This is a genomic window from Azospirillum sp. INR13 (genome assembly GCF_015390205.1).
Lineage (GTDB): Bacteria > Pseudomonadota > Alphaproteobacteria > Azospirillales > Azospirillaceae > Azospirillum.
Genome location: NZ_VUOI01000002.1, coordinates 99929 through 123338 on the forward strand (window position 1 = coordinate 99929; position 23410 = coordinate 123338).

General features: G+C 68.1%; 21 protein-coding genes. 9 read left to right on the forward strand and 12 right to left on the reverse strand.

All coding sequences use genetic code 11. From position 1 onward, the window contains the following. The first annotated feature begins 23 nt into the window (after positions 1-23). The gene (locus tag F1643_RS02250) at positions 24-893 is read left to right on the forward strand and encodes a WcbI family polysaccharide biosynthesis putative acetyltransferase (protein ID WP_194910334.1); all 870 of its coding nucleotides are present in this window, start codon (positions 24-26) and stop codon (positions 891-893) included. Between the two features lie 30 nt (positions 894-923). Next, positions 924-2096, forward strand: coding sequence for an SGNH/GDSL hydrolase family protein (locus F1643_RS02255; RefSeq protein WP_194910335.1), 1173 nt, complete (start codon positions 924-926; stop codon positions 2094-2096). Between the two features lie 24 nt (positions 2097-2120). On the opposite strand, the gene F1643_RS02260 is transcribed toward F1643_RS02255, so the two are convergent. From F1643_RS02260 to F1643_RS02280, 5 genes are all read right to left on the reverse strand, one after another. Next, positions 2121-2924: a sulfotransferase family 2 domain-containing protein gene (locus F1643_RS02260; protein ID WP_194910338.1), complete on the reverse strand. Its 804-nt coding sequence runs from the start codon at positions 2922-2924 to the stop codon at positions 2121-2123. 129 nt (positions 2925-3053) lie between these two features. Next, positions 3054-4223, reverse strand: a complete 1170-nt coding sequence (locus F1643_RS02265) for a DegT/DnrJ/EryC1/StrS aminotransferase family protein (protein WP_194910339.1) — start codon at positions 4221-4223, stop codon at positions 3054-3056. Between the two features lie 103 nt (positions 4224-4326). Then, entirely contained in the window at positions 4327-5412 is a 1086-nt protein-coding gene (locus F1643_RS02270; RefSeq protein ID WP_194910341.1) for an alpha-ketoacid dehydrogenase subunit beta, read from the reverse strand. Next, positions 5399-6355 (reverse strand): thiamine pyrophosphate-dependent dehydrogenase E1 component subunit alpha, encoded by a 957-nt coding sequence (locus F1643_RS02275; protein WP_194910343.1) that lies wholly within the window; start codon positions 6353-6355, stop codon positions 5399-5401. The genes F1643_RS02270 and F1643_RS02275 overlap by 14 nt, the downstream gene beginning before the upstream one ends. A 262-nt stretch (positions 6356-6617) precedes the next feature. After that, positions 6618-7565, reverse strand: coding sequence for an NAD(P)-dependent oxidoreductase (locus F1643_RS02280; protein WP_194910345.1), 948 nt, complete (start codon positions 7563-7565; stop codon positions 6618-6620). A 245-nt stretch (positions 7566-7810) separates the two neighbouring features. Between F1643_RS02280 and F1643_RS02285 the strand changes: the two genes are divergently transcribed. After that, positions 7811-9109, forward strand: a complete 1299-nt coding sequence (locus tag F1643_RS02285; RefSeq protein ID WP_255542319.1) for an HAD-IIIA family hydrolase — start codon at positions 7811-7813, stop codon at positions 9107-9109. 29 nt (positions 9110-9138) lie between these two features. Here the strand turns inward: F1643_RS02285 and F1643_RS02290 are convergent, their stop codons facing one another. The 3 genes from F1643_RS02290 to F1643_RS02300 all read right to left on the reverse strand — a co-directional run bounded on the left by F1643_RS02290 (position 9139) and on the right by F1643_RS02300 (position 13636). Continuing rightward, complete coding sequence (locus F1643_RS02290; RefSeq protein WP_194910347.1) at positions 9139-11169, reverse strand: tetratricopeptide repeat protein; 2031 nt, start codon at positions 11167-11169, stop codon at positions 9139-9141. After that, entirely contained in the window at positions 11166-12677 is a 1512-nt protein-coding gene (locus F1643_RS02295) for a tetratricopeptide repeat protein (protein ID WP_255542320.1), read from the reverse strand. Before F1643_RS02295 ends, F1643_RS02290 begins: the two co-directional genes overlap by 4 nt. Before the next feature lie 134 nt (positions 12678-12811). After that, positions 12812-13636, reverse strand: a complete 825-nt coding sequence (locus F1643_RS02300; RefSeq protein WP_194910351.1) for a bifunctional 2-polyprenyl-6-hydroxyphenol methylase/3-demethylubiquinol 3-O-methyltransferase UbiG — start codon at positions 13634-13636, stop codon at positions 12812-12814. A gap of 199 nt (positions 13637-13835) precedes the next feature. Between F1643_RS02300 and F1643_RS02305 the strand changes: the two genes are divergently transcribed. Genes F1643_RS02305 through F1643_RS02325 form a run of 5 tightly spaced genes read left to right on the forward strand, consistent with a single transcriptional unit; the run spans position 13836 to position 18534 of the window. Then, positions 13836-14525: a hypothetical protein gene (locus F1643_RS02305; protein WP_206692259.1), complete on the forward strand. Its 690-nt coding sequence runs from the start codon at positions 13836-13838 to the stop codon at positions 14523-14525. Further along, positions 14515-15177, forward strand: a complete 663-nt coding sequence (locus F1643_RS02310) for an HAD family phosphatase (protein ID WP_194910353.1) — start codon at positions 14515-14517, stop codon at positions 15175-15177. The genes F1643_RS02305 and F1643_RS02310 overlap by 11 nt, the downstream gene beginning before the upstream one ends. Next, positions 15174-16697 (forward strand): glycosyltransferase family 2 protein, encoded by a 1524-nt coding sequence (locus tag F1643_RS02315; RefSeq protein WP_194910355.1) that lies wholly within the window; start codon positions 15174-15176, stop codon positions 16695-16697. The genes F1643_RS02310 and F1643_RS02315 overlap by 4 nt, the downstream gene beginning before the upstream one ends. Further along, the gene (locus F1643_RS02320) at positions 16694-17416 is read left to right on the forward strand and encodes a hypothetical protein (protein ID WP_194910358.1); all 723 of its coding nucleotides are present in this window, start codon (positions 16694-16696) and stop codon (positions 17414-17416) included. The genes F1643_RS02315 and F1643_RS02320 overlap by 4 nt, the downstream gene beginning before the upstream one ends. Continuing rightward, positions 17413-18534: a WavE lipopolysaccharide synthesis family protein gene (locus tag F1643_RS02325; protein ID WP_194910359.1), complete on the forward strand. Its 1122-nt coding sequence runs from the start codon at positions 17413-17415 to the stop codon at positions 18532-18534. Before F1643_RS02320 ends, F1643_RS02325 begins: the two co-directional genes overlap by 4 nt. Positions 18535-18556: 22 nt before the next feature. Here F1643_RS02325 and F1643_RS02330 read toward each other — a convergent pair whose 3' ends face one another. Both F1643_RS02330 and F1643_RS02335 read right to left on the reverse strand, forming a co-directional pair. Next, positions 18557-20305 (reverse strand): glycosyltransferase family 41 protein, encoded by a 1749-nt coding sequence (locus F1643_RS02330; protein WP_194910362.1) that lies wholly within the window; start codon positions 20303-20305, stop codon positions 18557-18559. After that, the gene (locus F1643_RS02335; RefSeq protein WP_194910364.1) at positions 20305-20889 is read right to left on the reverse strand and encodes an SIS domain-containing protein; all 585 of its coding nucleotides are present in this window, start codon (positions 20887-20889) and stop codon (positions 20305-20307) included. The genes F1643_RS02330 and F1643_RS02335 overlap by 1 nt, the downstream gene beginning before the upstream one ends. Positions 20890-21167: 278 nt before the next feature. Between F1643_RS02335 and F1643_RS02340 the strand changes: the two genes are divergently transcribed. After that, positions 21168-21665, forward strand: a complete 498-nt coding sequence (locus tag F1643_RS02340) for a hypothetical protein (protein ID WP_255542321.1) — start codon at positions 21168-21170, stop codon at positions 21663-21665. 32 nt (positions 21666-21697) lie between these two features. On the opposite strand, the gene F1643_RS02345 is transcribed toward F1643_RS02340, so the two are convergent. Next, a complete protein-coding gene (locus F1643_RS02345; RefSeq protein ID WP_194910368.1) occupies positions 21698-23011 on the reverse strand; it encodes a tetratricopeptide repeat protein in 1314 nt (437 codons plus the stop codon). Positions 23012-23116: 105 nt separating this feature from the next. Further along, positions 23117-23389 (reverse strand): hypothetical protein, encoded by a 273-nt coding sequence (locus tag F1643_RS02350; RefSeq protein WP_194910371.1) that lies wholly within the window; start codon positions 23387-23389, stop codon positions 23117-23119. Positions 23390-23410 lie beyond the last annotated feature (21 nt).

Sequence of the window (23410 nt, forward strand, 5' to 3'; positions counted from 1 at the left end):
CGAATAACGAAGGATGGTCGTCCATGAGCGGTGAGACTCCCGATTCCCGCCAGCTTTGCCTGATGGTGGGGACCTGCATCACCTTCGGCCTGCAATATCTCCTGTCGATGTCGGAGGAATTCCGGCAGCGCTACCGGCTGCAGGCGTACAGAACGCACCGGCACCAGCAGTTCATGTCGGATTTCGCCATCGGCGACGAGGAGCTGAATGCCGCGTCGGTGTTCATCTACCACACGCCCGGCTGGGCCGACTGGGGGAACGAGCAAGGCTATCACGAGCTGCTTGCCCGGGTGCCGGCCCATGTCCAGCGCATCTCCATCCCCTATCCGATCTTCCCGCCGCTGTGGCCGTTCCACGTCTACGATCCGCGCAACGACGCTCCGGACCGCGCGCTCTTCCCGCACGGCGCACCCGCCCACTACCCTTATGGCGACGGCGTGGTCCTGCGCATGATGCGGCAGGGGCTGCCCAAGGAGGAGATCATCCGCCGCTATCTGGACATGGATGTTTCCGACGAAATAGGGCTGGATGCGCTGCTCGAGAAGAGCATCGAGATCCAGGCGGTGAAGGAGGAGAACACCGACGTCAAGGTGTTGGACTTCGTCGCATCGGAGTTTCGCCGCCAGCCGGCCTTCCTGACGATGAACCATGTCGGCAACCCGACCCTGATCCACATGGCCGACCAGATACTCGGCCGCCTGGGCTGTGCACCGCTCGGCCCCTTCGCCCATAGGGGGCTGTTCCATCTGGTCTCGCCGCAGATGCCGATCCATCCGTCGGTCATCCGTCATTTCGGCCTGACCTACGTCACGCCCGAGTCCCGCTACGCTTTCGATACGTTCCGCAACCTGACGCTTGAAGAGTATCTGTCCTTCTACATCGACTTCGCCTGAGCCGGGCCGCGTCATCTACCGGATTTTGCCATGTTCCTTGCCAAGCCCTCCGCGCTCGACGTCATTGCGCACCCATATGTCCTATGGACCTGCAGGTTCGGTGACGAGACGGCTTGGTGCAGCCGGATCGACGGGCGGACCACGCCCACCGCGCTGCGCAGCGACCCGCTGGGCTTCCTGTCCTATTTCGACTATGAGACGCCGGCATCCCCGACCTTCGTGGAGACCTACGGCAAGCTGCCCGGCGACCGCATCGTGCTGTTGACCGGCGGTTCGACGGTTCATGGGGTAGGGGCGTCCGGCAACCGCCGGACCATCGCCGGCCAGATGGAGCGTTTCCTCAACGACCTGCAGACCAAATGGCATTATCGTGTCATCAATCTGGGCATGACGGGCTGGTCGGCTTATCAGCAGGCCATCGGGCTTGAGTTGTGGGGAAAGCCCTTCGATCCCGATTGGGTCGTGGTGCTGAACGGCGCCCACGACGCCATGGCGGCGTTGCAACCCGGCCCTTCGTCCGCCACGCCGCCCGGTATTTCACCGCTGGTTTGGCCGGACGGCTCCAACCGGTCGGTGGACGGTGCCCGCCTCTGGGGACCGCTGCCGCCGCCGCTGCCTTTGCGGCGCAGGGGCTTGTCGTTCCTTTCTTCCCGTCGGTCCGGCCGTGCCACGGCCGGCGAGACCGCGGCGGCGCTGGGGCGCTGCCTTGCAGCCTATATCGAAGCACAGAAAGCGATCCTGAGCCGCTTCCGCCGCGCCCGCTACATCGTCAGCGTACAGCCCTGGGCCAATCTTCCCGGCTGGTCTTCGCGGGAGGCGGATCCGTTCCCCACCTATTGGACCACCTTCGCCGCCGAAGACCGCGCCGTTCACCACGAAGCGCTGCTCCGGCTGCATCAGGACCTCGACGCCTGGAGCGCGCGGGTCCGCGCCGGCGCACCCTCGGTCGACGAGACCACCGCCCGCGAGGCTGTCCAGTGGTTCCTGATCCGCGCCGCGTTCGACAACATCCTGTCGCTGCAAGTGGCCCCGGAGGACGGGCCGGCCGCGATCAGCCACGTCAACGTGAATGCCGTGCTTCCCGAGGATCCGGCAAGCCGGCAGCCCCTGTTCCTCGACCCCATCCATCTGACCGACCAAGGGCAGGAGATGGTGGGGCGTTTCTTCGCGCAGCACATTCTGGCGGCGGACGGCTTGGCCTGACCGCCATGGCCGAGGTCGGCCACCTCAGGGGGCGTGGTCGGCCGCGGTCCCGCTGAAGGCGGTTCGGGCGAAATCGTAGATCATGCGGTCGATCCGGGTCCTCCGCTCGATCTCGGCTTCGATCTCCGGCGACAGGCGGTCCGTGCGATCGCCCTCACCGGTCGCACCGAGGCGGTGGCGGGCGTGAATCTCGGGAGTGTGCGATGGCCGGGGTCTGCCGAGCCGGGCATACAGCCGGTCGAGGTCCTGGTCCATCCGCTCCTGGAAACCGACCATGAAGAAACCACGCAGCCTTTCGGTCACGATGCGGGCGATCTCCGGCGCTTCGGCACGGAAGAGTCCGGCGTCGTCCCAACAGGCCGGGCCGGTCAGATGGCGCGCCATCAGGTTGTCGGTCACACCCGCCACCAGTTCGGGATCGTCGTCCCGCAGGAAACCGAGAAGATCATGGTCGGCGGCCTTCCGGGCAAGGAGATTGCCGCTGTCCGGTTCCGTCCGGCCGAGATGACGCAGGAAATAATAGTGGGACAGCAGCCGCCGCCGAGGATCCCGCAGGAAGGTGATGAGTGCCTTGCGGCCGGGGATCCACCGCTCGATGTCGTCGAGGTAATAATGCCCCGAGAACATCATGAAGCTATTCAGATAATCCGCGGAGCGATTGATCAGAGGACGTTGCTGTGGGTAGACAAGATGCCGCGGATAGAGAGCATATGCCGGTTCGTTGTTGAAAATCACGGAGGTCAGGGAGCTGCCGGCTGTCTTCGGAATATGAAGAACGACAATCTTTCCCAAGGATTCTAAGCTCATCGTTTTCAGTGCCTGGAGCAAGAAACTGGAAATGTTTACTTCCTATAGCACTGCGAATGTATGTGCGCAACCGTAAGTACTGCACCCATTCAAAAGGAGAAAGGCGCCACGTCGGCCGACGGGCGCCTTTCAACCGGAACGGCCGCCGGTTCAGCGGCAGGCCGCGTCCAGAACCTTGTGCAGGCGGGTGATCTGTTCGTCCAGCGGGAAGGGATGGTTGCCGACGAAGAAGCCCTGGTCATGCGCCAGATTGGCGTTCTCCACGCCGCCGACCACCTCGTAGTCGTAGTGCTTGATCACGTCGTGGCGCAGGAAGCAGCCGCCGGTGATGATGCGGAAGCCGATGTCCGCCTCGGTAAGGGCGGCGAACACCGCCTTGCGGTCCTGGGGGCGCTTCGGGTTCAGGATGATGGTGAAGCTGAAGCAGGAGCTCTTGCCGTTCTCGCGCTGGATGATGAATCGCTCATCCCCGGCGAACAGCGACTGGAACAGGGCCAGGTTCTTGCGGCGCGCCTGGGTGAAGGCCGGAAGCTTCTTCAACTGCTCCAGGCCGACGGCGCCTTCCATCTCCAGCGGACGGACGTTGTAGCCGGGCAGGATGAAGCGGTAGGCCTCGAAATGGTCGTTGCCGCCGCGCTGGTACAGCGGGGTGTCGTGCGGCAGGTCGCGGGTCCAGCCATGGGCGCGCATCGCCTTGACCAGATGGTAAAGCTCCAGGTCGTCGGTCAACACCATCCCGCCTTCCATGGTCGAGATGTGGTGCGAGAAGAAGAAGCTGAAGGTGTTCAGGTCGCCGAAGGTGCCGGTCTTCTTGCCGCCCAGCTCGGCATCCATCGATTCGCAGTTGTCCTCGATGAAATAGAGCCCATGCTCGTCGGCGAAGCGGCGCATCACGTCGAGTGCTGCCGGGTTGCCCAGGATCGACACCGCCATGATCGCGCGGGTGCGCGGCGTCAGCGCCTGCTCCAGCTTGGAAACGTCCATGTTCAGCGTGTCGAGTTCGACATCGATGAACTTCAGCTTCAGGCCGTACTGCTGCAGCGGGTGGTAGGTGGTGGCCCAGGAGATCGCCGGGACGATCACCTCGTCGCCACGCTGGAGCGGGCGCTCCTTCTTGTAGAACAGGGCCGCCACCGCGACCAGATTGGCCGAAGAGCCGGAATTGACCATCACGGCATGCTTGGCGCCGAAATACTTGGCGAAGGCGGTCTCGAAGGCGGCGACATTCTCGCCCATGGTGAAGCGCCCGCTCTTCACCACGCGCTGGATCGCCTCAACCTCTTCCTCGCCCCAGGTCGGCGCGGCAAGCTCATAGAACATGGATCATCCCCGGATAGTTGGGCGGCGCCGGGATGTCCGCCCGTGCGCCGCGATCAGGACTTGGACCAGCCTCCGGCAGACCGGGGCTGTCGGATTGTGCCGGTCAGAACGGGCCCTTGAACTGCGCCTGATAGGCGAGTCTGGCATGCTCCGGATCGGGGCTCCAGGCCGCACCGCCCGGCCGGGCCATGGCATAGGCCGCCTCGGCGATGGTCGAGGGGTTGGGATAGAAATGCCGTTCCAGCGCCGGCGTGGTCGGGCAGGTGGTAGGCGCGAACCCCATGCGGCGGACCAGCAGCGGCCCCGACCCGCCCAGACGCTCCGACACCTGCGACGCGATCTCGGCACTGGCACCGCAGTTGATCCAGCTGTTGTCGACCACCAGCAGCCGGCGGGTGCGGGCCACGGAGTCGACGATGGTGTCGATGTCCAGCGGCACCAGCGTGATCGGGTCGATCAGGTCGACGCCGACGTCCACCTCGCGCAGCAGTTCGGCGGCGCGCAGGCATTCGATCGCCATGTTCGACACGCCGACCACGGTGATGTCGCCGCCTTCCAGCATGCGGCGCGCCCGGCCGAACTCGACCGTGTAGGGGGCCTCCGGCACCGGCGCCTCGGTCGGATAGAGCAGGCGGTGCTCCATGAAGATGACCGGGTTGTCGTCGCGGATGGCCGCGATCATGCAGCCCTTGGCGTCATAGGCGTTGGACGGCGCCACCACCTTCAGCCCCGGCACATGCATGAACATCGAATGCAGGCCCTGGGAATGCTGCGCGCCCTGGCCCCAGGACTTGCCGATCATCGAGCGGGCGACCATCGGCACCTTCACGGCACCGCCGTACATGTAATGGGCCTTGGCCGCCATGTTGATGAGCTGGTTCATGCACAGCAGCAGGAAATCCATGCGGATGTGGACATGGATCGGCCGCATGCCGGCCATGGCGGCGCCGATGGCGACGCCGGTCATGGCGTCTTCCGAAAGCGGGGTGGTGAAGACCCGTTCCGGCCCGAAGCGCTCCAGCAGGCCGCGGGTCGAACCCTGGATCGCCCTGTGGTCGTCGACGTCCAGGCCGAAGACGAAGACGTCCTCGTCGCGCTGCATCTCCTGCGCGACCGCCTCGGCGAGCGCATCGACATAGCGAAGCTGGCGGGTGGCGCCGGCGGGCGCGGCACCGTTAGGCGAAGACATGACGGTACAGCTCCTCGGCTTCGGGGAAGGGGCTCTGCTCGGCGAAGGCGACGGCGGCATCGATCGCCGCCTCGGCCTCGGCCTCGATGGCGGCACGCTCGGCTTCGGGCAGCATGGCGGCCAGATGCGGCACCTGGTCCATTTCCATCCAGCGTTCCGCCTCGGCGCGCGGACGATAGCCCTGGTCGAAATCCTCGTTGGGGCCGACATGCTCGCGCCAGCGGTAGGCGTGGCATTCGATCAGCGCCGGTCCTTCGCCGCGGCGCAGCTTTTCCACCATCCCGGCGACGGCGTCGCGCAGTTCGAACAGGTCGCCCGACGTGATCCTGCGCGTCTCGATGCCGAAGGTGGCGACCCGCTCGCAGAAGCGGTCGGTGGCCCAGCGCTTCGATTGCGGTTCGTGGATGGCGTAGAAATTGTTCTCGCAGACGAACAGGATCGGCAGCTTGTGCAGGGCCGCGAAGTTCAGCGTCTCGTAGAAGCAGCCCTCTTCCGAGGCGCCGTCGCCGAAGAAGGCGGCGACGATGCGATCGGTCTTCCGCCGCTTCATGGCGAGCGCGTAGCCGGCGGCGATCGGAATCGTGGTGCCGACGACCGCCGAGGCGCCCATGACGTTGGCGTTCGCGTCGATCAGGTGCATCGATCCGCCGCGCCCGGCAGAGCAGCCGGTCGCCTTGCCATACATCTCCGCCATCATCGCCTTGGGATCGCCGCCCTTGGCCAGATAGGCGGCGTGGCCGCGGTAGGTGCCGGACACCACGTCGTCGGCGCGCAGAATATCGCAGACGGCGACGGAGATGAATTCCTGCCCGATGGAAAGATGGACCGGACTCTTGATCGCGTCGCTTGGGTAGATCGCCGCGACCCGTTCCTCGAACCGGCGGATGAAGTACAGGGAGCGATACAGTCGGGCGATGGTTTCTTGCGTGTACTCGGACGGCATTGGCTCGATACTCGCGAAGCGATTTCTGGGGATCGATCCGGTCAAGGTCATCGGACTCGTTTTCATGAAATCATGAAGAGATCTGGGAAACGCTTTGCCGAACCCGGAACCATGTCGAAGCACGAAGACGGAAGGCGCAGTGCTTGTAACGCGGTGCCATTCGCCAGATCAAGCCGGCCGACTTTTTGTCGCCGACTTGATCTTGCCGGTTCGATTTGGGGGAGCGGGCGCCCTTCCGCAGGCGGGGCCCGTCCCCGGTCCGTCAGACCACGTTGCCGTAGACGGCGTTGCGCACCATCCGGTAGCCCTTGATCAGTTCGCGGATGCCGTCATCCAGCGAGAAGGCCGGCTTGTACCCCGTCGCCTCGATCCGCTCGTTCGAAACGATGTAGTCGCGCTTGTCCGGATCCTCGCCGATCGGCGCCTCCAGGAAGACGAACTTGGGCAGGTGCGTCTGGATCCGCTCGCACAACTCCCACTTCGACAGGTTGGCATCGGACAGACCCACATTGTAGGGGCGGCCCTGCATCGTCTCGAAATTCTCCAGCCCGTGCAGGAAGGCGCGGGCAACGTCGCGGACATGGATGTAGTTGCGCTTGAAGTGCGGCTCGAACAGCACCACGGCACGGTCGTTGACCGCACGGTAGACGAAGTCGTTGACCAGAAGGTCGATGCGCATGCGCGGCGCCATGCCGAACACGGTCGCCAGCCGGAAGCTGATCGAGTTGCCGCGGTCTAGCACCGCCTTCTCGGCGTCGACCTTGGTCCGGCCATAGAGCGAGATCGGGTTCAGCGGGCTGTCCTCGGTGCAGAACTTGCCCTGTTCCCCGACGCCGTAGCCGGAGTTGGTCACCGGCATCACCAGGCGCTGCGACGGCGACAGGATCCTGGTGAGGGTGACCACCGCGTCGCGGTTGATCGTCTCGGCCCCGATCTTGTCGGCGTCGCACAGCGGGGCGCCCACCAGGGCGGCCAGCGGGATGACGACATCGGCGGTCTTTGTCAGGCTGCGCAGGGTCGCCTCGTCACGGGCGTCGCCGCGGACCAGATCGAACTTCGGGTTGGCGCAGACATGGCTCAGCGACGCCTGACGGAACATGAAGCTGTCGAGCACGGTCACCGAATGGCCGGCGTCGAGCAGCGCCGGAACCATGATCGAGCCGAGATAGCCGGCGCCGCCGGTGACGAGGATATTCAGGGACTGGGACATGATGTGACCTCTACCGGCAAGACGGAGCGGCCGCCGTCAGCGGCACGGGGCACGCGGCGAGCGGCGGGACAGGCGGACGGTGCTGGGCCGGTCGGAAGCCGGCGAAACCAACGGAACGAACCGGGGCATTGGTAGTCCGGCACCCATTGAGGGCGCAAGGACTGTGTGGACGGGCGGAAAGGCGCCGTGATAGGTGGATTGTCCCAACCCCCTGCCCACCTCCGGCACAGAACGCGCATCGCCCCATGAGCATGCCCATCCACGGCACCACCGGCACGCCGCCCGCGGCCGTTCCCGCCGACAGTTCCGTTTTGCCACCGCTTCCCCGTCAATGCGTCATCCTGGTCGGCGGTCTCGGCACCCGGCTGGGGGACCGCACGCGGCTGACGCCGAAGCCCCTGCTGGAGGTGGCGGGCAAGCCCTTCCTCGATCACCTGATCGGCAATCTCGCCCGCTTCGGCTTCGAGCGGGTGCTGCTTCTGGGCGGCTACCGGGGCGAGGTGCTGCGGGACTATTGCGCCGCGGCGGCCACCGACGATGGCCGGTCGAGCCGCTTCGGCGTCGCGCTCTCCTGCCTGATCGAGGGGGAGCCGGCCGGCACCGGCGGCGCCCTGGTCCAGGCCGGCGACGCCCTGGACGACCGCTTCCTGCTGTTGAACGGCGATTCCTTCTTCGACATCAACTATCTGGACCTGACGGCGCCGCTCGGCGACGGGACGCTGGCGCGGGTGGCGCTGCGCCGGGTGGAGGATGCGGCGCGCTACGGCGCCGTCCGCCTGGAGGGCGAGCGGATCCGCGCCTTCGCCGAGCGGCCGGAGCAGGGGGGCGCGGGCCTCATCAACGGCGGCATCTACTGGATGGACCGCCGCATCCTCGACCATATTCCCGCCGGCCCCTGTTCGCTGGAACGCGACGTTCTGCCCGGGCTGGCCGAACGGGGCGAACTGGCCGGGCGCCGCTACGACGGCGCCTTCATCGACATCGGCATTCCCCAGGATCTGGCTCGGGCCGACGGCTTGGCGGCCGGATGGCACCGGCGCCCGGCCGCCTTCCTCGACCGCGACGGCGTGCTGAACCTCGATCACGGCTATGTCCACCATCGGGGCCATTTCGAGTGGGTCGACGGGGCGATGGACGCCGTCAAGCTGCTGAACGATCGCGGCTATTACGTCTTTCTCATCACCAACCAGGCGGGCGTCGCCCACGGCCATTACGAGGAGGAGGCGATCCACACCCTCCATGGCTGGATGCGGGAGGAACTGCGCCGCAACGGCGCCCATCTCGACGATGTCCGCTATTGCCCCTACCACCCGGAGGGAGCGGTCGAGCGCTATCGCCGCGCCTCCGACTGGCGCAAGCCGGAGGCGGGCATGCTGCGCGACCTGATGGCCCATTGGCCGGTGGAGCGCACCGGCAGCTTCGTCATCGGCGACCGCGACACCGACATGGCGGCGGCGCGGGCCACCGGCATTCCGGGCCACCTCTTCACCGGCGGCAACCTGCTGGAGCGCGTCCGCGGCATCCTGGGTGAAAACAGGGGCTGAAGCCCCCTTTTCTCCTCAGCCGGCTCTCGTCAGCCCGCCGGCAGGATGAAGCCCTGCGGCGGCCGGCCGGCGCTGTGCAGCGACCACATGACCTGATAGGCGCGTTCCAGGTTGCGGGTGAAGCGGCGGCTGTCGAACAGCGGCACCGTCATCCGCCCCTCCTCCAGCCGCTTGCGCAAGGCCGCGCGCCGTCCGGGATCGCCGGCGAGCGCCACCGCCATCTCCTCATACTCGGCCAGCGACCGCGTGACGGTGTCGGGCAGGCCGGCGGCGCTCAGCAGGCTGGCCGCCACCCGCGAGGCGAAGGTCCCGCCCAGGCACGTCACAACCGGGCAGCCCGCCCACAGCGCGTCGCTGGTGGTGGTGTGGCCGGTGTAGGGCAGGGTGTCGAGAGCCAGGTCGGCCACCCGGTAGCGGGCGATGTGGTCCGGCAGCGGGCGGGGCGGGGCGAAGACCAGCCGGGCCGGATCGACGCCCTGGGCCTTGGCCGACGCCGTCAGGTTGGCGGCCGCCAGCGGGTTGGCCTCGAACAGCCACAGCACCGATCCCGGCACGCGCTTCAGGATGCGCATCCACAGGCCGAACATCGCCGGGCTGATCTTGTAGGCGGTGTTGAAGGCGGCGAAGACGACGCCGTCCTCCGGCAGGCCGCATTGCTCGCGCGACGGCACCTGCTCCGGCAGCGGGCGGCGGCGGTCGTTGATCTGATAGGCGTCGGGCAGGATCGCCAGCCGCTCGGCATAGAAGGGCTGATGCTCCGGCGGGGTGACGAAGCGGTCGCCGATCACATAGTCCATGTGCGGACAGCCGATGGTGCCGGGATAGCCCAGGTAACTGACCTCGATCGGCGCCAGCCGGCGCGACAGCAGGTCGAGCCGGGTCTGCTTCGTGTAGCCCTTCAGATCGACCATGATGTCGACGCCGTCGTCGGCCATGCGGCGGGCGACGGCATCGAGCGGCACGCTGCGGATGTCGCGGAAATGGTCGAAGGCCTGGACCAGCCGCTTGCGCATCGCGCTGCCGTCGTCGGGCCCGTAGGAATAGGCCAGCACCTCGAACCGCTCGCGGTCATGCAGTTCGAACAGCTCGGCCGCCAGATAGGCGGTGGCGTGCTCGTGAAAATCGGCCGAGACATAGGCGACGCGCAGCCGGCCGTCGCGGCGCGGCTCCGGCCGTGCCGGCATCGGCGGTGACGAGGCGCGCTTGATCAGCCGGTCGAAGAACATCCGGGCGGCGCGGTCCTGCTGGGCCGGCGTGGTGTCGATCGACAGGGCGGCCAGCGGGATGACGACGCCGGCATCGCGGTCGATGGTGTCCGTCACCATCCGGCAGAGGCGGTCGTAATCGTCCCAGGCGCACAGAGTCTGCTTGAGATAGAGGTGGTAGCACAGCGCCTCGGTCTTGGCCGGGGTCAGCACCACCGCCCGGTCGTAGGCGGTGTGCGCCTCGGCGAAGCGCCCCAACTCGCGCAGGACATGGGCATAGCCCAGCATCGCCTCGCCGTGGCCGGGATCGGCGACCAGCGCCCGGCGCAATGCGCGCTCCGCCTCCGCCACGCGATGGCTTTCGCGCAGGGCCACGCCGAGATTGGCGGCGGCGAGCGCGTCGACGGGACGCAGCCGCAGCGCGCGGGCGAAGTCGATCGCCGCCCCGTCGCGGTCGCCCAGCGTCAGCCGGGCCGAGCCGCGGTTGACATAGCCTTCCGGCGTCGCCGGGGACAGTTGGACGCAGCGGTCGTGCGCCGCCAACGCCTCGCCCATGCGGCCCAGCGACTGCAGCACGGTCCCGAGATTGCCGTGGCTGTCGGCCAGGTCGGGCCGGACGGAGATCGACTGGCGCAGGATGGCTTCCGCCTCCTGCGGGCGGTTCTGCATCATCACCGCCACGCCCAGCAGCTGGAGGACCTCGCCCTGGTTGGGAACGGCATCCAGGATCGCCCGGCACAGCCGTTCGGACTCCGCGGCCCGGCCGGCCCGGAAATGGTCCAGCGCCAGCCGCGCCGCATCGGTGATGGTCATGGACCCCGGAGGCGGGGCGGAGGACGTCGTCCCGGCGGTCATCGTCCACTCTCCGGGGCGGAGAGTGCCGCCACCTCCGCCGCCACTGCCGCCGTCACCCTGGCCATCACTTCGGCCCAATCGTTGGACGTCGCCTGACGGAACAGGCGCATAGTCGGATACCATGGGCTGTCGAGCCGGTCGCGCATCCAGCGCCAGTCGGCGAACCATTTCAGCACCACCCAGGTCTGCCGCCCCATGGCGCCGGCGAGATGGCAGACCGAGGTGTCGCAGGTGATGACCAGATCGAGGTTGGTCATCACCGCGGCGGTGTCGAGGAAGGCGTCCGGGCCGGCATCGAAATCCGCCCCCAGCTCCGTCACCGCCACCCGGTCGCGCAGCCGCTGCAGATGGTCGAGGCCCGACACCTTCTGCAGGCTGTAGAGCCGGACGCCAGGCAACCGGCCCATCGCCTCGAAACACTCCAGCGGGATCGACTTGCCGGTCTCGTTGCCGTGCCAGTTGATGCCGACGCGCAAGGCCGGGCGCCGGCTGTCCTCCAGCCGCGCCAGCCGCTCCGCCCAGCGGGCCGCCAGCTCCGGCTCGGCGCGCAGATAGGGCACGCCGCCGGGGACGTTGTCCGGCATGGTGCCCAGCCGGTGCATCAGGCTCATCAGCGAGACGTAATAATCATAGGCCGGCAGCGGCTCGCCGAAGGCGAAAAGCCCGTCCAGGTCGGGGGCGGTCGACAGCACGCGCTTCAGCGCCGGCTGGCATTCGTAGAGCACCCGCGCGCCCATCCGCTTCAGCACGCCGGCATAGCGGATGTACTGGAAGGAGTCGCCCAGCCCCTGCTCGAAATGCACCAGCAGGGTCTTGCCCGCCAGCGGCTGGCCCTGCCACAGGACGCCCGGCATGTTGCGCTTGCGCCAGACCCCCTGCTCCAGCCGACCCTCGTAGGCGACGGTGCCGTTGGCGTAGTCGCCGGCCATCAGCAGGCAGGTGCCGAGATTCTTGCGGTATTCCGGCTTGCCGACGTCGATGGCGAGCGCACGGCGGTAGTGCAGCGCCGCCTCCGGCGGATGGCCGAGGCTGAGATTGACAGCGCCCAGGTTGTTGTAATTGACGGCCACGTCCGGTTCGACGGCAAGCGCCAGCCGGTAGACGGCGCGCGCCCGTTCCCCGTCGCCGGCGAACATGAACAGGTTGCCGAGCGTCAGCAGCGTCCCCGGATAATCCGGCTTCAGGCGGGCGAGCTCCCGGAAGGCGATCAGCGCATGGTCGAAGTTGCGCTGGTCCATCAGGATGCCGCCCAGTGCGTTCAGCACGTCCGGATAGGCGGGGCGCAGGCGCAGAGCCTGGCGCAGCGGTTCCATCGCCTCGTCCGGCCGGCCGGCGGCACGCAGGCAGAGGCCCAGATTGCCGTGCAGGTTGGCGACGCCGGGATGCTCTTCGGCCAGCCGGCGGTAAAACCCGGCCGCCTCGTCGAAGCGGCCGGCCTGGAACAGGACGGCGCCTTGGTTGAAGGCCTGGATGAAGGCCGGCGAGAACTCGGAAATGGCAACCCCCAACGCTTCGGCCCCCAACGCTTTGGCCCTAACAAAGCCTCGCCCGCGCGGATGGACCTGCCGCACGGAACCGCGGCTTCTTACCCCAAGAGCCCGTCCGGCGGCAATAAAGGGCTGCCCTCCCCGGTTCCGGAGTCCTACCCCCGCGGCTTCCGGCCGATGGCGGCCCAGGAGATCTCGTTGACCCAGGCGAGTTGCACGTCCTCAAGCCCGGCGCCCTTCATCAGCGTCTCCACCTCGTCGCGGCGCCAGTAGTTGGCGATCTTCGGCAGCATCTGGTCGAAGACGATGGAGCGCAGATGCGCGAAGTCGAAGCGGCGGATCAGGCGGAAATATTCCAGCCGGTCCAGTCCCAGCCGCAGGGCCAGCCACAGAAGCGCGGTCGGCGGCAGGGACAGCGCATGGACCAGCCCGATCGGCAGGCGGCTGAACAGCGCCTTGCGCAGCGGGTCGGCGAAGCGGACGATCCAGCCGTTGTTCTCGCGGCCATAGACCCAGATCATCACCCGGCCGCCCGGCTTCACCGCGCGCACCATGTTGGCGAGCGCCGTTTCCGGGTGGGCCAGATGGTGGATGACGCCGATGGAGAAGGCGAGGTCGAAGCGCTCTACCTCGTTCAGCTCATAGGCGCTCTGACGGCGCACCTCCATGGCCGGGTGCGGCGCCAGGGTGGTGCGGGCCGAGGCAAGGCTGCGCTCGTCGATGTCGATGGCCAATCCGCCGGCCGCGCCGTAGCTCATCGGCCAGTGGCTGTTGCGCCCCATGCCGCAGCCGACATCGACGAAGCTCAGGCCGCGCCAGTCCTCCGGCTTCAGGAAGGGCGTCCAGCGGCGGAACTGCTCCTCGTAGATGTCCTTCAGTTCGGCATAACGGCCCCACTCGTAGCCGAAGCGGTCGGCCGACCCGCTGTGCACCGCGGAGGCGGTGTCGGGAGCGGCGGAAGGGGGCGGCGCTTCGCTCATCGCGGCGGTCCGGTGTTGTGGGTGGGGCAAGGGCGAGGTGTGGGCAGGCGGTATGGCGGCTATCGGTAGAAGCCGGGGGGCGGGCTTGTCAAGCCGGGCCGCCCGCTTCGCTTGTCCTGTGTGGGCGCGTGATGCTGTCCGCTTGTCGCCGTCCGCCGGTTTGTGCCAAACATGGGCACCGTCGATGCGGACGGCATATATGGCGACCTCGGAAGACATGATCGCGATACTGGCGCACCGTGGGTTCTGGACGGAACCGGCCGAAAAGAACAGCCGGGAGGCGCTCGATCGGGCGTTCCGCGAAGGCTTCGGCATCGAGACCGATATCCGCGACCGGAACGGCGCGCTGGTGGTCAGCCATGATCCTCCGCTCGGTGACGGCCTGATGACCTTCGACGAGCTGCTGGAACTGTACCGGCGCCATGCGCCCCAGGCGGGTGGCCAGGGGGCAGGTGGCCGAGCCGGAACGATGGCGCTCAACATCAAGGCCGACGGCCTCCAGGGACCGCTGCTCGACGCTTTGGCGCGCCATGGCGTCGACGACTGGTTCGTGTTCGACATGGCGGTACCCGACGGCATCCTCTATCTACGCCGCGGTGCTGTCGCCTACACCCGGCAGAGCGAGTATGAGCGGGAGCCGTCCTTCTACGAGCGGGCGGCCGGCGTCTGGCTCGACGCCTTCGAGAGCGACTGGATCGACGCCGCCGTGATCGAGCGGCATTTGGCCGCGGGCAAGCGCGTCGCCCTCGTCTCGCCCGAACTGCATGGACGCCCCCATGCCGCCGCGTGGGAAAGCTGGAAGGCCGTCGCCTCCCGGGCCGCTCCCGGCATGCTGTCCCTCTGCACCGACTTCCCCGACAAGGCGCGCGAGTTCTTCGATGTCCCCTGAAACGCCTGCCGAAACGCCGGCCCGGGTCAAAGCCGTCCTCTACGACATGGACGGCGTGCTGATCGATGCCAAGGATTGGCATTACGAGGCGCTGAACGAGGCGCTCGCCCTGTTCGGCATGGAGATCAAGCGCGACGAGCATCTGGCGCTCTATGACGGCCTGCCGACCCGCCGCAAGCTGGAGATGCTGAGCGCCAGCCGGCAGCTGCCGGTCCGGCTGCACGGCTTCATCAACGAGATGAAGCAGCGCCGCACCATCGAGCTGGCCTACTCGCGCTGCCGCCCCTTCTTTCCCCACCAGTACGCGCTGTCGCGCCTGCAGGCGGAAGGCTACCGGCAGGCGGCTTGCTCCAACTCCATCCGCAACACGGTGGCGGTGATGCTCGGACAGGCGGCGCTGCTGCCCTATTTCGAGTTCTACCTGTCCAACGAGGACGTGGTGCAGGCCAAGCCTCATCCGGAAATCTACCTGACGGCGATGCAGCGGATGGGCCTGTCGCCGCAGGAATGCCTGATCGTCGAGGACAACGAGCACGGCATCCGCGCGGCGAAGGCCAGCGGCGCCCACGTGATGGAGGTGGGGGACGTGTACGACGTCACCTATGACCGCATCCGCCGGCACATCGCCCGCGCCCAGGGAGAGACGCCGTGAACATCCTGATCCCGCTGGCGGCCCCCGACCGCTATTTCTCCGCCGACGAGTTCCATTTCCCCAAGCCGCTGGTCGAGATCGACGGTCGGCCGATGATCGAACAGGTGGTGGCGCCGCTGCGCGGCGGCTTCCCGGATGCCCGCTTCATCTTCATCGTGAAGGAAGAGGACTGCCGCCGCTTCAACCTGAACGACGTCCTGCGCCAGATCGCCGGTCCAGAGGCGGTGGTCATTCCGCTCCGCGCCCTGACCAGGGGGGCGGTCTGTTCCTGCCTGATGGCCATCGAGCATATCGAGACCGACGAGGAACTGATCGTCACCAACGGCGACCAGGTGATCGAGGCCGACATCGCCGCGGTGGTCCATCGCTTCCGGCGGCAGCGGCTGGACGCGGCGGTGATCACCTTCGATTCTGTCCATCCCCGCTATTCCTACATCCGCTCCGGCGACAACGGGCTGGTGGTGGAGGCGGCGGAGAAGCGCGTCATCAGCCGCCATGCCATCGCCGGCTTCTATTATTTCGCCGCCGGCCGGCTGTTCGTCGAGGCGGCGATGGACATGATCCGCCACGACGTGCAGATCGACGGCGCCTTCTACATCGCCCCCACCCTGAACGAACTGGTGCTGACCGGCCGCCGGGTCGGCCATTGCCCGGTCTCCGCCGACCGCTACCACAGCTTCTATGCGCCGACGCTGATCCCGCAGTATGAACGGCTGCTGCAGGGTCGCCGCCTCGCCGGCGGCGCCGGGGCCGCCACGGGACCGAAGCGGCTCAACGTGCTGATCCCGATGGCCGGCCGCGGCAGCCGCTTCGCCCGCGTCGGCTATGCCAAGCCCAAGCCCTTCATCGACGTCGCCGGCCGCACGATGATCGAGCGGGTGCTCGACAATCTGGCGATTCCCGGCGCCCGCTACATCCTGATGGGCCGACGCGAGCATTTCGAGGCCGAACCGGAGCTGGCCGCCCAGCTGGAGGCGCGGCCGGACGTGGTGCTCTGCCCGGTCGATCTGGAGACGGAAGGCACCGCCTGCACCGTCCTGCTCGCCCGCGGGCTGATCGATGGCGACGAGCCGCTGCTGATCGCCAACTGCGACCAGATCGTCGATTTCGACTGCGCTTCCTACATCGACGATGCCGTTCGCCGCGGGCTGGACGGTTCCATCCTGGTGTTCCGCGACAGGGACCGCGACCCGAAATGGTCGTTCGCCCGGCTGGGCGAGGACGGGCTGGTCCGCGAGGTGCGGGAAAAGGTGGCGATCTCCGATCTGGCGACGGTGGGCATCTACCATTTCCGCACCGGCCGGATCTTCATCGACGCGGCCGTCGACATGATCGCCAGCAACGACCGGACCAACGGCGAATTCTACACCTGCCCGGTCTACAACTACGCCATCGCCGCCGGGGCGCGGGTCGGCGTCTTCGAGATCGCCGCCGATGCGATGCACGGCCTCGGCACCCCGGAGGATCTGGAGCGCTATCTGGCCTGTGGTACCTGTGTTGATGGGGTCGGCGCCCCGTGAACGCCATCATCCCGCTGGCCGGGCCGGACTTCATCCATCCCCGCTTCGGCATCCGCCCGCTGGTCGAGGTGGAAGGCGAACCGCTGGTCCGCCGGGCGATCACCGGCCGCCCCTGGTGGCGCGACGGAACGCTCGGCCCCGCCGATCTGGTGTTCGTCCTGCGCGACCTGCCGGAGGCGCAGACCGTGCAGGACTTCCTGCGCGACTGGTTTCCCGGCTCGCGCGCCCTGCGCCTGTCCGACCTGACCGGCGGCGCCCTGCTGTCCGCCCTGGCCGGAACGGCCTTGCTGTCCCACCCGGCGGCGCCGGTCTGCGTCGATCTGGTGGACATCCTCTATGACGGCCCGGCGATGGCCGGTCTGTTCGCCGATCCGGCGGTCGGCGGCGTCCTGCCCTGCTTCCAGTCTGACGAGACCTGCTACAGCTATGCCGAGATCGCTACCGATGGATCGGTGGTCCGCACGGTGGAGAAGCGGGTGATCTCCTCCCACGCCTCGGCCGGGACCTATCTGTTCCGCGACGCCGCCCTGTTCCTGCGTGCCGCCGCCCATTCGCTGGAGCATGCCGACACCCTCGCCCACAAGGGGGCGCTGTTCCTCTGCCCGGCGATGAACGGCGTGATCGCCGAGGGGCTGCGGGTGCTGCCGGTTCCGGTCGGCAACGTCCGTCCGGTCAGCAAGAGCTTTGCCGAGCCGGCCGGGAAGGACGCCGACGTATGATCGCTCCCCGCGACGTTTCGGTGGTGGTCCAGGGTCCCTGGAGCCCGGACCAGACCCCCCAGGCACTGGCCAGCGTGCGCGCGCATCTGCCGGGCGCGCAGATCGTCCTGTCGGTGTGGAAGCAAGGCCCGGATTTTCCGGCCCATGCCGTAGACGCCGACACCGTCCTGCTGAACGCCGATCCGGGGGCGGTCGACCTGCGCGGCCTGCTTCATCCGGATATCGAGTATCGCACCGCGACCGCCTCTTCCAACTTCAACCGGCAGGCGGACTCCACGCTGGCCGGCCTGCGGCTGGCCGATCGCCCCTATGCGCTGAAGCTGCGCACCGACATGGTGCTGGAGCATGCGGGCTTCCTGGCCTATCCGGCGCTTTTCCGGGGGATCCCTGTGCCGATGCGGGTGTTCGGCGAGCGCATCGTCACCACCAACGTCCGTTGTCCGCAGCGCTCCTTCGCCATGTTCGTGCAGGATTTCTGCTCCTTCGGCCGGACCGAGGACATGCGGCTGCTGTGGGAGGCCGAGCGGCATCCGTCACGCGAGGCGCTGCTCGCCATGCCGCGGGAGGAGCGGGATGTCCGGATCCTGGTGCCGGAACAGCAGCTGGTGGTCTCCGCCCTGCGCCGCCGGCACGAGATCCCGATGCCGAATTCGCTCGCCAACGGCCCGGCCCTGGCGGAGCTGACCGAACGGGCGGTGGCGGGGAACTTCGTCTGCCTCGACGTTCGGCGCTTCGGCGTGCGCACGCTGAAGCCGTCGCTGGAGTGGGTCAACAGCGCGGATGCGATGCGGCTGTCCTGGCTGTGGATCCTGCGGGCGAGCTACGAGGAATATCTGTCCTGGTGCCGGCGCCATTGCGGCGAGGCCGTGGATGCGCTGATCGCGGAGTGTGGCGACGGCTACGCCCCGGCGATGGAGGATGCCGCCCTCAAGCAGCGGCTGGTGACCGCTCCCAACACCCTGGCGCCGCAGCCGTTGTTCGACGAGGCCCTGCGCTGCTGCCTCGCCGGACGGAACGACGATGCCCTGCATGGGGCGACCACCCTGCAACGCGCCGGCCTGCGCGATCCGGCGCTCGACCGGCTTTTCGAACGGCTGGGCCACCGGCCGCCGGGGTGATTTCCGGAGTAGGACCGGGTGTTCAGGCGGAAGGCCGGCCGGGCTGCCCGCCGCATCGCTCCTCGCACCAGTGGCGCCACATCAGCCGATAGGCGCTCTCCAGGTTGCGCATGAAGCGCGCCTCGTCGCACAGCGCCGAGGTTCGGACCCGCTCGCGCATGCCCATCCGCAGCCGCATCAGCCGGCCGAGGTCGCCAGCCAGTTCGGCGGCGATGGCGGCATAGCGGTCGGGGGTGGCGGCGACCAGCTCCGGCAGGCCGATGGAGGCCATCAGGCTGGAGCCGACGCGGGCGGCGTGCCGCCCCCCCGCCAGCGTGACCAGCGGCGCCCCCATCCACAGCGTGTCGCAGGTGGTGATGGTGCCGTTGTAGGGGTGCGGATCCAGCGCGATGTCGATGCGGTTGTAGGCGGCGAGATGGCCCGCCGCATCCTTGATGAAGCCGACGAGGTCGAGCCGGTCCGGGTCGATGCCGGCGGCGGCGAAGCGTGCCCGAAGCCCGGCGGCGGTGCCCGGATCGGACAGCGGCCGGTCCTTCAGCAGCAGGCGCGCATCCGGCACCCGCCGCAGCACCGCCGCCCACAGCCGGACCGTCTGGTCGGTGATCTTGGACAGCTTGTTGAAGGAGCCGAAGGTGACGTGTCCGGTCGCCCCGGCCGGCAGCGGCACCACCGCCGGCGCATCGGACGGCGGACGGAAGCACAGGAAGGGCGGCGGCAGCCGCACCAGCGTCTCCACCGCATGGCCGTCGGTGGACCCGACCGGGTCGCTGACCGGATCGACGATGCGGTAGCCGACCGTCTCCATGCCGGTGCCGTTGGGATAGCCCAGCCACGTCACCTGCACCGGCGCCGGCCGGCGGGCCAGCATCGGCAGCCGGTTCAGCCCGGAATGGCCGGCGAGATCGACCAGGATGTCGAGGCCGTCGGCCTGGATCAGCTCGGCGAGGGCGGCATCGTCCAGATGGCCCACCGTGCGCCAGCCGTCGGCCTGCGCCTTGAAGCGGGCGGTGTAGGCGTCGGCATGGGTGTCCGGCAGGATCGAATAGCAGACGATCTCGAAACGGCTGCGGTCGGCGGCTTCGAACAGCGGCGTGAGGAAATAGGCGCCCAGATGCTCGCGGAACTCGACCGACAGGTAGCCGATGCGCAGCCGCCTCTCCGGGTCGGGGCGGTTGGCATGCGCCACCGGTGCCGCGGCGGGCCGGCCGAAGCGCTCGTCGAAGCGGCGGTGCTCGGCCAGCAGCCGGTCACCGGGAAGTTCGAGGTAATTCAGGCAGAGCAGACGCTGGCTGGCGATGCGCGGATCGCCGGGAGCCAGCCTTTCGGCCTGTCCGAAACACAGGGCCGCCGCCGCCGCCTCGCCGCGCATCTGCCGGACCACGCCCAGGTTGAACCACAGGTTGGCTTCCTGGTTCGGGTCTGCCTGGATCGCCCGGCTCCACAGCCGCACCGTCTCGTCCAGCCGGTCGTTGCCATAGGCGTCGCCACCCAGCCCGACCCAGGGCCTGGCGTAGTCCGGCCTGAGGGCCAGGGCGCGGCGCAGCGCCGCCACCCCCTCGGCCGGCCGGCCGAGTTCGCTCAGGACGAAGCCCAGATTGTTCCACAGGTCGGCCGCCATGCCGTCCCCGGCCAGCAGCTCGCGGTAGAGCGACGCGGCCTCCTCCAGCCGTCCGCCGACGAAGGCGTCGAGCGCCCGGCGCTTCAGGGCATCGTTTGAGGACGACGCAGCGGAAGACGGCCGGGCGGCCGAGGGAACGGTGGGCAGGGACATCAGGCCAGTCGGGCTTCGACCTGTTCGCACAGATAATGGTACAGGCAGATGTGGACCTGCTGGATCAGCGGGGTGGAGCGCGAGGGCACGTCGAGCAGGATGTCGCTCAGCTCCGCCATCTTGCCGCCGCCCTCGCCGGTCAGCGCGATGGTGGTCATGCCCAGGCTCTTCGCCACCTCGAAGGCGGCGATGACGTTGCGCGAGTTGCCGCTGGTCGAGATGCCCAGGATGACGCCGCCCGGCTCGCCATAGGCTTCGGTCTGGCGGGAGAAGACGGTGTCGTAGGAGTAGTCGTTGCTCCAGGCGGTCAGCACCGCCGGGTTGGAGCTGAGGCAGATCGCCTTCAGGCCGCGGCGCTCCTTCAGGAAGCGGCCGACCAGCTCGCCGGTGATGTGCTGGGCGTCGGATGCCGAGCCGCCGTTGCCGCAGACCAGCAGCGCCTTGTTGGCGCCGAGCGCCGCAGTGACGGCGGCAACGGCGGCCTCCACCCGGGCGGGATCCAGGCTGTCCATGGTGCGCCGCAGGACATCGATGGCGGCGGTGAGGCAGCCGTGCAGGGCGGCGGCGGAGTCCTGGGAGGCCATGGGCGGAACACCTTTGTGCTGAGGCGGACGATATGGGGCGGGCAGGAGGAGTGCCGGGGCCGGCCTGGACGGTCTCCGGTCCGGTGCGCAGTGCATCCTACGGATCACCGTCGCCTGTCAACCGGGCGCCACGCAATGACCGCTTTGCCACACCGGGCGGAAAGCTTATTTTCCACCGATGCTCCCGAAAGCGGGAGAGTGGATGGCGGAACTGGCCCATGACAACGCGAACGGTCCGATTAGGGCCCCTCAGCGTGAAGATGTACTGTGCGATTGGCATGATCGCCGTGTCTTGGGCCCAGCTCGAGGACATGGTTTCGCTGTGCATCTCACGCCTTCTCGGCACCGACCATACCGATTTCCTTCCCATCGCCTCCAACATGCAGGTCAAGGCCCGCTTCGACGCGCTGAAGACCATCGCCACCCTGCGTCTGCCCGCCGACGAGGCCAAGGCATTGATCGCCCGCTGCGACGAGGCGCTGGAGCTGGGGCGGGAGCGCAACAAGATCCTGCACGGCTCCTGGATCCAGGGGGAAACCGACGACGTCGCCATCCGCCTGAACTACCGCGCCCATGGCCGCGTTTCCGCCAATGCTCCGGTCATCTCCGCCCGCGAGATCGCCGAGATCAGCGACCGCATCACCATGCTGACCGAAGGCTTCGCCCAGATCCTGCAGCGGCTGGGTCTGCTCGATCCGAAGAATCCGATGCGAAGCCCGGCGCGCGCCGCCGGGGGCGATGGCGGCGGCAAGCCGCGGGAGGCGGTCGAGGACTGAGGCGCTCCCGCCGTTCCCCTTACCGCCGCCTCCTACTTCCAGGGATCGAAGGTTTCCAGGGCGGCGTTGCCGGGGGCGGGGCGCAGCAGCATGTGCGGGGACGGGTTCAGCGCCGCGGCGGTGGCGGCGAAGGAACCGGTGCTGATCGCCAGGATGTCGGAGCGGGTCAGGACATGGAAGTCCTGCAGATAGTCCAGCCCCTCCCACTGGATCGGGAAGTCGTCCTTCGTTACCGGGGAGAAGCGGGCAAATTCCGGCACCACCTTCGGCTCGTCGGTGGCAATGAACAGGACCGGATCCTCCAGCGTCGGCCACAGCCCGTCCAGCCAGTCGAGATAGAGCGACAGCGGCGTGTAGTCCTGGTTCCACCAGTCGGTCTGGCGGATATGCACGGCGACCAGGGTACGGCCGCGGCGGCGCAGCATCTCCACCGGCGGTTCCAGGAAGCGGTCCCAGCAGGACCGCGGCGTCAGCCAGGACAGGATGTCGGCCCGCCGTTCCTTCACCATCGCGTCGACGGGCGAACCGCCCAGGAACAGGTCGCGGTCGCGGAGCGGATTGGCCACCCGTTGCGCGAAGCCGTCGGCGAACTCCCTGCGGCCGCGCAGCCAGCCCTGGAATTCCGGCAGGATCGCCGGATCGAGCCGGGGGTCGTCGAGGTCGAAGAAGGCGTGGCCGACCCAGTCTGGGGTCAGGAACTCCATGCCGTAGGTGTCGGCATAGAGGCGGACGGCGACATACTCGTTCACGGTCTGGGCGAAGCGGCCGTAATTGCCGAGCGAGGCCATGCTGAGCCAGGGGCGGTCGCGCCTTGGCTCCCGCCGCCGGTTCCATCGGGCGTCCGGCGCCAGCGAGCAGTCGAAGCGCATCAGCGAATAGGCGATGTAGGCCGGCGAATAGTTGTTCTTCAGCTCCACGGCCCGTTCCAGCAGCGCATAGGCGCCGTCCGCGTCCCCCTTGGCCCTGAGCACCTCGGCAAGCCCGGTCATCGCCTCGGCATAGTCGGACCGCGCGCCCATGGCGCTGCGGAAGGCCAGTTCCGCCCGGTCCAGCTCCCCGGACAGCAGCAGGGCGATGCCCAGGTGATGGATGGTGTCGGGGGAGGCCGGGTTCCGGCGCAGCGCGAGGCTCAGGATCGGCACCGCGGCCGCCGGGTTCCGGGCCTTGTAGGCGGCTATGCCCTTGACCAGCAGCGCACCGGCGTCCTCCGGGGCAGCCTCCAGGATGCGGTCGCAGATGGCGCTGCTGATGTCGAGCCATCCGGAATTGCAGTAGTCGAGCGCCTGCCGCACGGCATCGGGCAGGGACAGCCGCTGCCCGGCTATGGTTTCGATCCGGATGGACATGACGGTTCCGAAGGCTCTTGCTAAAGGGCTACCCCACATGGATCGGCCTGACTTGCACCCTTGTCCGCGAGGGGTCAAGTTGCCTCGTTGCAAAGCCTCAAGATTTCACCGATCTTCCCGGCCGTTTCGCCAGCACCCGTCCCGCTCCAGGATGCCAGTTCCGACATGACCTCGATCCAAGACATCCTGAAGAAGGCCGTCGGCCTGCATCATGGCGCGGAAGCCGGCCGCGCGGCGGCGCTCTACCGTTCCGTCCTGGCGCTGGAACCCGCCCAGGCGGATGCCCTGCATCTGCTCGGCCTGCTGGTCCGCCGCGACGGCAGGACGGCGGACGGAGCGCTGTTGATGGCGCGCGCGCTGCTGCTGGAGCCGATGCATTCGGGGCGCTCCTCAACCGCG